The 9,352-nt window shown below is 56.3% G+C and carries 11 protein-coding genes; 7 read left to right on the top strand and 4 right to left on the bottom strand.

From position 1 onward, the window contains the following. Positions 1–257: 257 nt before the first annotated feature. A complete protein-coding gene (locus L0H65_RS08595) occupies positions 258–830 on the top strand; it encodes an NADPH-dependent FMN reductase (protein WP_301458463.1) in 573 nt (190 codons plus the stop codon). 223 nt (positions 831–1,053) lie between these two features. Here the strand turns inward: L0H65_RS08595 and L0H65_RS08600 are convergent, their stop codons facing one another. Continuing rightward, on the bottom strand, positions 1,054–1,995 hold the full coding sequence (locus L0H65_RS08600; RefSeq protein ID WP_301458464.1) for a ring-cleaving dioxygenase: 942 nt from the start codon (positions 1,993–1,995) through the stop codon (positions 1,054–1,056). 117 nt (positions 1,996–2,112) lie between these two features. Here L0H65_RS08600 and L0H65_RS08605 point away from each other — a divergent pair, with 117 nt between their 5' ends. The 4 genes from L0H65_RS08605 to L0H65_RS08620 all read left to right on the top strand — a co-directional run bounded on the left by L0H65_RS08605 (position 2,113) and on the right by L0H65_RS08620 (position 5,576). Then, positions 2,113–3,033: a LysR family transcriptional regulator gene (locus L0H65_RS08605; RefSeq protein WP_301458465.1), complete on the top strand. Its 921-nt coding sequence runs from the start codon at positions 2,113–2,115 to the stop codon at positions 3,031–3,033. A 764-nt stretch (positions 3,034–3,797) separates the two neighbouring features. Further along, entirely contained in the window at positions 3,798–4,049 is a 252-nt protein-coding gene (locus tag L0H65_RS08610) for a hypothetical protein (protein WP_301458466.1), read from the top strand. Continuing rightward, positions 4,046–4,267 (top strand): recombinase family protein, encoded by a 222-nt coding sequence (locus L0H65_RS08615; protein WP_301458467.1) that lies wholly within the window; start codon positions 4,046–4,048, stop codon positions 4,265–4,267. The genes L0H65_RS08610 and L0H65_RS08615 overlap by 4 nt, the downstream gene beginning before the upstream one ends. Further along, positions 4,161–5,576: a sulfatase-like hydrolase/transferase gene (locus L0H65_RS08620; RefSeq protein ID WP_301458468.1), complete on the top strand. Its 1,416-nt coding sequence runs from the start codon at positions 4,161–4,163 to the stop codon at positions 5,574–5,576. The genes L0H65_RS08615 and L0H65_RS08620 overlap by 107 nt, the downstream gene beginning before the upstream one ends. 44 nt (positions 5,577–5,620) lie before the next feature. Here L0H65_RS08620 and L0H65_RS08625 read toward each other — a convergent pair whose 3' ends face one another. From L0H65_RS08625 to L0H65_RS08635, 3 genes are all read right to left on the bottom strand, one after another. Then, a complete protein-coding gene (locus tag L0H65_RS08625) occupies positions 5,621–6,403 on the bottom strand; it encodes a hypothetical protein (protein ID WP_301458469.1) in 783 nt (260 codons plus the stop codon). A 23-nt stretch (positions 6,404–6,426) separates the two neighbouring features. Continuing rightward, on the bottom strand, positions 6,427–7,074 hold the full coding sequence (locus L0H65_RS08630) for a hypothetical protein (RefSeq protein WP_301458470.1): 648 nt from the start codon (positions 7,072–7,074) through the stop codon (positions 6,427–6,429). Positions 7,075–7,179: 105 nt separating this feature from the next. Then, a complete protein-coding gene (locus tag L0H65_RS08635; protein WP_301458471.1) occupies positions 7,180–7,950 on the bottom strand; it encodes a phosphatase PAP2 family protein in 771 nt (256 codons plus the stop codon). A 215-nt stretch (positions 7,951–8,165) separates the two neighbouring features. Between L0H65_RS08635 and L0H65_RS08640 the strand changes: the two genes are divergently transcribed. Continuing rightward, positions 8,166–8,555: a hypothetical protein gene (locus L0H65_RS08640; protein WP_301458472.1), complete on the top strand. Its 390-nt coding sequence runs from the start codon at positions 8,166–8,168 to the stop codon at positions 8,553–8,555. Positions 8,556–8,631: 76 nt separating this feature from the next. Further along, a complete protein-coding gene (locus L0H65_RS08645; protein WP_301458473.1) occupies positions 8,632–9,306 on the top strand; it encodes a response regulator transcription factor in 675 nt (224 codons plus the stop codon). The last annotated feature ends 46 nt before the right edge of the window (positions 9,307–9,352 follow it).

Raw genomic sequence — 9,352 nt, forward strand, 5'->3', positions numbered from 1 at the left:
GGGCACGCAATGGTTCTGACCGTTTCCGCAAGGTTTTGCAGTGGTATTTCCCGAAACGGTTTGCTTTGATGAAAGTCGGCAAAATTGCCTAATAACCTGTCTTAGTCGCGCCGAAGTAGCGGGCATACGCCGTATTGCCCCCCTTGCAAATGCCCCCAAATCTCACGACAGTTTACCATTGCGCCTGACCCGGCCTTGGCTTGATACCAGCAGATAGGCGTTCCGAACTTTCAACAAAATCAACAAGGAGAATTGCGTTGGCCCCCAAACTTCACGTCATCATCTGTTCCACCCGCCCCGGGCGGATCGGGCCGACCATTGCCCGCTGGTTCAATGATTACGCCACAAGCCTTGAGAAATTCGATGTCGACCTTATCGATATCGCAGACTTCAACCTGCCAATTTACGATGAGCCGGTTCATCCCGTGCAGCAAAACTATAAACATGACCATACCAAGGCCTGGGCCAAGAGCGTGAACGCGGCTGATGCCTTCGTCTTTGTAACGCCAGAGTATAATTACTTCCCGCCACCATCCTTGGTGAATGCACTGAATTTCGTTTATCGCGAATGGAACTATAAACCTTGCGCATTTGTCAGCTATGGCGGCGTTTCGGGTGGATTGCGCGCTGTGCAAACCGCCAAGCTTCTCGTCACGACGTTGAAGATGATGCCAATGGCGGAAGGCGTGATGATCCCGATGGCGGCAAGCAAGATTGACGATAGCGGTGTCTTCCAGTCCAACGAATTGATCGACAAGTCTGCGGGGGCGCTGCTGAACGAATTGCACAAGTGGACTGTCGGCTTGAAAGCTATGCGTGACGCGGGTTGAATACTTGCCTTTGGGCATTGACGGAACCGCGGCCAGATCAAAGATCAGTTCGATTGGCGGTGCGGTGCGATGTCCCACATTCCGTTCGCGCGGCGAAAATTGAACTGAAGAGTTGAAGTCATCCTGATCGGATCCTGAACTTTCTCAGTTGCCTGAGTTTGCATCGCAAAGTGCTAAATGAACATGCCGCCGGCAAGATTCCGGCGGCATGTTCCATAGTGTATTAGCCAAGCGGTTTCAGCCCCGCCTCAATCTGCGCCCTACGGCTTTCAAGGAAGGGCGGAAGCGACAGGCTTTCGCCCAAGGTTTCCATTGGTTCATCAACCGCAAATCCCGGACCATCCGTGGCGATCTCGAACAAATTGCCCCCCGGCTCACGGAAATAGAGGCTGCTGAAATAATAGCGCTCCACTTCCCCAGAGTTGGGGATACGAAACTCATTCAGGCGCGCCAACCAATCCCGGCTTGCGGCCATATCCGGTGTGCGAAACGCAACGTGATGCACGGCACCCGCACCTTGCCGCGCCACAGGCAGACCCGGTTGAACGGCGACATGCAGTTCAGCCGCCGCCCCCCCTGCCCCCATCTCGAACACATGCACCCGGCCTTGACCATCTGGGCTGGCGTAGTCGCGCACCTCGCGCATGTTCAGAGCGCGGGTCAAGACCTGCTTGGTCGGGTCAAGCTTTGGCACCGAAATGGTGATCGGCCCAAGCCCGCGAATTTGGTGCGCCTCAGGAACCGGACTGCGCGCCCATGCATGCAGTTCGGCCGTATCGTCAGCAGTCAGGCGAAAGCGTTGCCCCTCCGGGTCTTCAAAATCCAGCGCGGCGCGACCATCCAATGTTGTGATATCGCCGCGTGAAAGGCCCGCATCTGCAAGACGTGTCGCCCAAAAATCCAGACTGCTTTCGGGAACCAACAAGCCGGTCCGGCTGATCGAATGGGTTCCGCGCTGTTCTCGCCCCACCGGCCAATCGAAAAAGGTCAGATCAGTGCCGGGGGTCGCCATACCATCCGCATAAAACAGATGATACGCCGAGGTATCGTCTTGATTGACGGTCTTTTTGACCAACCGCAAACCAAGCGTATCTGTATAAAACCGCTTGTTTTCTGCAGCATTTGCAGTGATCGCCGTCAAGTGGTGAATTCCAGTCAGGTCCATGATGGCCTCCTTTCGTTACATTCCATATTGGCGTTTAAAGTGATCTCAGCCAGCGTTAGAAATCCGAATGCAGCGTTCTGTTATTGCGAACGGCAGGTCGGCTGATAGAATAGTCTTATGCGCTATACCTTGGATGAAATCGAAGCGTTTCTTACTGTGATGGAACTTGGCACCATCACGGCCGCAGCCGCACGCCTCAACCTATCAAAATCAGTGATCAGCAAACGGATATCAGATCTCGAATTGACGCTCGGAGTGGCCTTGTTTCGCCGCAACGCGGGTCGGATTGCACCAACAGAGGGCGCCTTGCGGCTTGATGACAGGATGCGCCCAGCCCTCGCAGACCTTGCCGCCGCTGCTGAAAGCGCTGCTTGGGGCGGCGCGGGCGATGACGCGCTGCGCGGATCGCTGTCCATCACGGCACCGATGAGTTTTGGCACAATGCACCTGTCACCGATAATCGCCCGATTTGCTGCCCGCCACCCAAGCCTTGATCTGCGTGTCGACTACGACGACCGCGCCCGAGATCTTTTGCGTGACGGATTTGATATCGCAATCCGCATCGGCCATTTGCGCGACACCGCCTTGACGCAGCGAAAGCTTTGCGAGGACGAGGCGATCCCCTGCGCCAGCCCGGCATGGCTTGACCAGCATGGCCGCCCGCAAACTATGGCAGATCTGGCCGGGCATCAGGTGATCGGATATCACCATATGTCGAATGCACAACTCTGGCACCTTGCCGACCAAGTCGCTCCCGCCTTGCACAGTCGCATCACGCTGAACAACGGCGAGGCATTGCGCGATATGGCAATTGAAGGCTTGGGGCTGGCGATCTTGCCCGGCTTTCTTGCCGCAAGCGCTCTTGCAGCAGGCAAGTTGGAGCGCATTTTACCCAACATTGAAACTCGCCGCCTGCCCATCGTCGCCCTTTGGCAGCAAATGACGCCCGTTCCACCAAAACTTCGCCGTTTTGTCGATCATCTTCTCGTTGAATTGGAAGGCGGTAGACCATGGCAGAATGTCCAAGCGAGCAAATGATTTCTTCATAGAAGTGAGCTGTCCGACGATCATGTTCTGTTGAAATACTTTTCAACCTCCGAAGGTTGCAGTTTTCCACCGCACGGGGCCACCGACGCAGTGGTTCTTAGGGTCAGGAAAACGTGCCCGTTTCAGCCAACTTTCGCATATTCACAGATCAAATTTGCAAAGAAATCTTCTGTAACGGCAGTGTGAGACGTCCAATTCAGCAGTCCAACGGTAAACCCTGACAGGACTACCAATTTTACACCAATAAATTCATAGTGTTACAAGTCAATCGGTCCAATCCATCATCAGCGCAACGCTAAGGCGATGCGTGCCGCAAGCGTCTTTGTTTGTTGATAAATCAGTCATGTATAGAAAGTCTCGCTCTGTCGCATCTGGTGTTATTCTGGCGTAGTTGAGCCGATATATCTCCATCGGCAGCCCTCAGGACTACCGAAACGTGCCAAAGACGACTGAAACGGGCTTGGGTCGTCGAACGAGAACACCGGGGATGGCAAGGTCAGCCTTTCCGCACAGATCCTTATAAAGTTGAAGGGCAGGATCGTCCACCAAGAGTCGTCAACCTTCGTTCGGATGGCTATCGAACCACCCCCGAGATGCAGCGCGATTTGGCCGCCGCAAAGCCCACAAGTGCGGCCATTTATCGCCGTGCCGACAGCAATCCCAGAACCGACCGGCAGGGGGGTGCTTTCCGATAGACGATGCCACTGTGTTCGCGGTATGTTCTACCTATGGTTGAGCGAGAAATGGAGCAAGAAATGAGACGATCCGGCAATATGGAAGGCAATTTGCAGCAGTTTATTCCCGGTATAGTTGAGGGGCAGCGCCAGTTTTATTTCGTCCCCGAGGTTGGGCCGGTGGAACGCCATTGGCTGGTGCCGGGCACCTTTGGGCCTCGGTCCTATGGCCCGGCAATTGACCATCCTTTCGGCTCCGATCCGACCCCGGCTTGGTATGCCGAAGACGGCACCCGCCTTGCCCGCGATCCGCGCGAAGGGGAAATCGAATGACTGCGCGCCGGGCCGCGATCTATGCGCGCGTATCGACGGGCGAACAGACGCCCGAAAACCAGCTTTTGCGGCTGCGAGAAGTGGCCGAACGCGCGGGCTGGACGATAGTGCATGAATACGTCGAAACGGCATCCGGTGCCAACCCCGGTGGTGAAGGCATTTTGCATCGCTTTGCTGTTCGTCAACGCCGGTGCGGCCTATTTCATGACGACCTATAACGCCGAGATTGACCGCACCATGATCGGCAATATCCTGAACACCGATCAGCGCGAGATGCTGCAAATCTGGCACCCGAAACTGCTGCTGCAAATCCTGCTGCTGGCGGTTTTACCCAGCCTTTTTATTGCCCGCGCGGAGATTACCAAACCGCGTTGGTTTATCCGTCTGGGCAGCATCATCCTGGTTTTGGTTGCTCTTATCGCTTGGGCTTATGCCACTGCGTTCACATGGCTTTGGTTTGACAAACACGCGCCCCGATTGGGGGGCCGCGTGCTGCCGTGGTCTTATATCGCCAATACGGCGCGCTATTTCAACCAAGCGGCACTGGCGGGGCGCAGCCAGACCTTGCTGCCCGATGCGACCTTTTTGGCCCCCGTGCCAACGGGGCAAAAAGACATCGTGGTGTTGGTGATAGGCGAGGCATCGCGGGCCCAAGATTACGCCTATTACGGCTATGGCCGCGATACCAACCCTTTTACCAAAAACACCGGCTTGGTGGCCTTTCCGGCGGGGCAATCTTGCGCCACCTATACGATCGGCTCGGTAGCTTGCATTTTGACGCATGAGGGCAGCGCGGCCTCGGATCGCACAGGGTTTGAGCCGCTGAACAGCTATCTGACCCGTTTCGGCGTGCAGACCATTTTCCGCACCAATAACTTTGGCGAACCGCCGATCAAAGTGGATGAATACACCCGCGCCGCCGATATCGTTGCGGGCTGCAAGGGCAGCGATTGCCCTGCCCCCGAATATGACGAGGCTTTGGTTTGGGGGCTGACGGATGAGCTGACCAAATCCACCGCCAACCGCATATTTGTGACCCTGCATGAGGCGGGCAGTCATGGCCCCTCTTATTGGCGCAAATACCCGCCCGCGTTTGAAGAATTCAAGCCGGTGTGCGACACGGTCGAGGTTGCAACTTGCAGCCACGAGAGCCTTGTGAACGCCTATGACAACAGCATTCGCTATACCGATTATGTGAATGCCAAGCTGATTGAGGCGCTAAAGGCGGTGCCGAATGCGCGGGTGGCGATGATCTATGTCTCGGATCACGGGCAATCTTTGGGTGAAAACGGCCTCTATCTGCACGGCGCACCCAATGCGGTGGCCCCGCAAACCCAACGTTTGGTGCCCTTTCTGGTCTGGATGTCAGACAGCTTTCAGGCGGCGCATGGGGTGACGGCCCAGAGCATTCTGCGGGAGGAAACCAAGCCGCATGACTTTCCGTTTCACTCCATCATGGGCGCGTTCGGAATGCGCAGTGCGATTTATAAACCCGAATACGATATTTTTGCAAAGCCCGTTCAATAGCAAAGGGGGTGAGCCACAACCCACCCCCGTTAAATTGGTTTAGTTCAGACGTTGGGAACAATCTCCTGACCTTCGCGGGTCGCGGACATATAGATCACGATGGCGACGATGGCCGACAGGAACATCGCGCTGGTGACAATGGTGCCAAAGCCAAGCCCGCCGTATTCACCGGGTTGCGACAGCAGGTCGCCGAACGACGCGCCAAGTGGGCGGGTAAAGATATAGGCGATCCAAAACGCCCAGACGCCATCAAGCTTTAGGAAGAAATAACCCGCAGTGATCGACGCGATAATCATGCTAAACAGAATGCCAGTTGCCATGTATCCCAGCGCGAAATGCTCGGCCACGAGGTCACCTGCTGCTGTTCCCAGCGCAAAGGTGAACAGAATGGCGAGCCAGTAAAACGCCTCACGCTTGGTGGTGAAAATCGCGTGGATCGACAGCGTGCGTTCAGAGGCATACCAAACCAGAAAGGTCGCGGCCAAAGCGCCGGTGAAAAACACCGTGGTCGTAACCAGTGACACGCCAAAGTTATCGACAAGGTTATCGGTGACCAGCGTGCCAACGATGCTGATCAACACCACGGCCAGCCAATAGGACCACGGCACATAGCGTTTTTGCGCAAATTGCGCCACCAGCGCTATGATCAAAATGGTAGCCATCATGATAGATGTCGTCGTCAACCCAAGGCCAAGGTTTACCGCAAGATAATCAGCGGCGGTTTCGCCCATCGTGACAGCCATCAGCTTGATAAGCCAGAAATCAACGGTGACAGCGGGGACGCGGTTAAATGCACCGGGTTGCAGGTTGGAATTGGCGGGGTTCATGGTTTTATCCTTTCAAATCGCGATTATTTGGCAAGCAGTGCAAGGGCTTGGGCGGAAAACCCATCAGCGCGGGTATCATCATCGGCATTGCACCGCTCCAGCGCTTTGGTCTGGAAATCCGTGGCTTGGGCCAGAACATCCGGCGCAAGTTTCGCCGAAGCCAACCCCGCCGCCACGTCTTTCAGCATCACCTCACAGGGCAAAGCGCGGCCGTTTTCATCGGTGACGGCAATGCCTGCCACGCTGGCCACACCTTTGGACGCATTGGTCGGTGACAAGGAGGGATCGGCCAACGCCGTTTGCAAATCGGCCAGTGTTCCGTTTACGGCCGCTGCCTCAGGCGTTTTGGCCCGAAGCGCCGACAGGGCAGCATCGGCAGCATCGTCAATATTGCCCCAATAAGCCTTGTTGATCGGGCGCAGGGTTGCTTGAGCATTGTCCCATGCGGTTTCAAAATCGGTGATACGTTTTTCGGCGGCGGTAAAATCGCCTTTGGCGCTGATGCTTTCCACGTCATTGATGATTGTCACAAAGGCAGACATATCGCCAAGGCTGGAGCCTGCGGGCGTGGCGGCTTGAACGGCACTTGCGGGGGCCATGACCATATAAGCACCCGAAAAAACGGCCACAGGGGCAGCAATCAGGGCGACGCTGAGAAGGAGGTTTCGCATTGTTTTGATCCTTGAGGAGAAGGCGGTTTTGAGGGGTGAGCTGCGGGTTTTCCCGCCGATAGTTCGGGTTTAGGCACACGATCTAACCGTGCGCTGCCATGGGGGTTACAAAGCTGTAATCTTGGCGGGCATTGCTTGGTTTTTCCGCTCCTTAGGGTCCACAGACAGACGCAGCGCCAAGGCCAAAACCATCGCCGAAGACAGGATGGCCGAAAACACAACGTCGCTTAGAAAATGCGCGCCAACCGCGATACGCAGCAATGACCCAAACACCGCCATCCCCCAGATCACCCAAAGCGCAGGCATGCGCCATTTCGCGGCCAGCATTGGCGCAAAGAACAGCGCGGCCACGGTGGCGCAGGTAAACAATGCACTGGTTTCACCCGACACAAAGCTGCAAGAGCCATGGCATTGGCCACCCAGCTCAAACGGTGAGGTGAAACCAAACGTCCCGCCGAACATGTCGACGTTATAAGGCCGCGCCCGTGCCCAAAGCGGCTTGATCATCCCGTTGACCAACACGCCGGGAACAATCAGATAGGCAAGCGCACCAAACCCGGCGATCTGGCAAAACGCACTGCGCCCGTGTTGGGGTGGATTACGCAAGCGCAGCACCAGCCAATACCCCAAAAGCAGCACCGCCGAACCGTTCGTGACAATGATGAAAAACTGGCGCACGTCTTCCCACAGTGGGCTTGGCCGCAGCGGGAAACCACTAGCGCCGCCAAACAGCGTGCTTGTCGCAATGTCCAACTGTGGAAACAGTGCAAACACAGCAATCGCCACCGCAAATGCCCCGGCGAGCCAGGAAAGCGCGCAACGACTGGCCGCGCGATTGAAGTTAAGACCGTGCGATGCCTCTGATGTCTGTGCCATTTTTTACTGTCCATTCCATTGTGTCTTGCTTCGGAATGGCGAGCCAAGATGTGGGGCGCATGATGCAGAGGTTACAGATTTGTAATCCGCGCAGATGGGCCGCGCTGGCACATTGCAAATCTGTAACCTGCCTGACAGGCAAAGCGGTGACCTGGCCCTTAACTCTGGTTGACGAAGGGCGGCAAACCCGCGGCCCTCGGTTACAGGAGATACTCATGACACGTTTGAAGCAAGCGATCCTTGGCACCACCCTTATCGTTGCCTCTGGTTTTGGTTTGGCCGCACAGGCGGGCTCTCAGGCCGATGATGCCGCTGAAATGCAGCAGTTTCTGGCCTCATCCCAGAGCCTGACACAGGCAATCACGGCGGCCGAAACCGCTGTGGGTGGCAAGGCGATGGATGCCGGCTGGGAAGGCGACAAAACCACCGCTGGTGGGTATGAGGTGGTCGTAGCCAAGCCCGATGGCACCTTGGCGCGGGCTATTGTTGCGGCAGATGGCACCGTTCAAGTTACCGCAATGGCCGAGGGTGACGATCACCACGGCGGCAACTCCGATGAAAAGGATGGCGAAAACGATAGTGATCAGGACGGCAACAAAGGCTGATCCATGTTATAGAACCCAAAGGGGCCCAAAGCGGCGGCGCGGTTGTGCCGCCGAACCCATATGAAAAGAGGCGTTGATGAAAATACTCGTGCTGGAAGATGACAAAACTACCGGCCCCTACATCGCCGAAGGCCTGCGCGAAGAGGGGCATTCGGTCGATCTGTTTGCCAATGGCGCCGATGGTTTGGTGCAGGCGATGATTGGTGCCTATGATGTTTTGGTCGTCGACCGGATGATGCCGGGGCTGGATGGCGTGAGCCTTGTCAAAACCCTGCGCGGTGCCAAAAACCGCACGCCGGTCTTGTTTCTAACCGCAATGGGCAGCATCGATGACCGGATTGAGGGGCTGAACGCCGGCGGTGATGACTATCTAATCAAACCCTTCGCCTTTGGTGAACTTTCTGCCCGCATCAACGCCATTGGCCGCCGCCCACAAATGGCCGAGGAACCAACACTGCTGCGCGCCCGCGATTTGGAATTGAACCTGGTGACACGCAAAGTCACTCGCGCAGGCCAAACCATTGACCTGCTGCCCCGCGAATTTGCGCTGCTGGAGGTGCTGCTGCGCCGCAAGGGCCGCGTGCAAACCCGCACCATGTTATTAGAGGCGGTTTGGGATATTCACTTTGACCCGCAGACCAATGTGGTCGAAACCCATGTCAGCCGGTTGCGTGCCAAGGTGGATAAACCGTTTGATGTGGACTTGATCGAAACGCTGCGCGGTTCGGGCTATAGGATTGATGCCGAATGACCGCCCGCGCCATCGCTGTTTCAACGCCATTGCGTTTGACGGGCAT

This window comes from Pseudorhodobacter sp., from assembly GCF_030452865.1.
Taxonomy (GTDB): Bacteria; Pseudomonadota; Alphaproteobacteria; order Rhodobacterales; family Rhodobacteraceae; genus Pseudorhodobacter.

Excerpts from the sequence above, each read along its gene's own strand:
- L0H65_RS08620 (WP_301458468.1), top strand. The coding sequence starts at position 4,161 with ATGAATACGTCGAAACGGCATCCGGTGCCAACCCCGGTGGTGAAGGCA.
- L0H65_RS08630 (WP_301458470.1), bottom strand. The coding sequence starts at position 7,074 with ATGCGAAACCTCCTTCTCAGCGTCGCCCTGATTGCTGCCCCTGTGGCC.
- L0H65_RS08640 (WP_301458472.1), top strand. The coding sequence starts at position 8,166 with ATGACACGTTTGAAGCAAGCGATCCTTGGCACCACCCTTATCGTTGCC.
- L0H65_RS08600 (WP_301458464.1), bottom strand. The coding sequence starts at position 1,995 with ATGGACCTGACTGGAATTCACCACTTGACGGCGATCACTGCAAATGCT.
- L0H65_RS08635 (WP_301458471.1), bottom strand. The coding sequence starts at position 7,950 with ATGGCACAGACATCAGAGGCATCGCACGGTCTTAACTTCAATCGCGCG.
- L0H65_RS08605 (WP_301458465.1), top strand. The coding sequence starts at position 2,113 with ATGCGCTATACCTTGGATGAAATCGAAGCGTTTCTTACTGTGATGGAA.
- L0H65_RS08615 (WP_301458467.1), top strand. The coding sequence starts at position 4,046 with ATGACTGCGCGCCGGGCCGCGATCTATGCGCGCGTATCGACGGGCGAA.
- L0H65_RS08610 (WP_301458466.1), top strand. The coding sequence starts at position 3,798 with ATGAGACGATCCGGCAATATGGAAGGCAATTTGCAGCAGTTTATTCCC.
- L0H65_RS08625 (WP_301458469.1), bottom strand. The coding sequence starts at position 6,403 with ATGAACCCCGCCAATTCCAACCTGCAACCCGGTGCATTTAACCGCGTC.
- L0H65_RS08645 (WP_301458473.1), top strand. The coding sequence starts at position 8,632 with ATGAAAATACTCGTGCTGGAAGATGACAAAACTACCGGCCCCTACATC.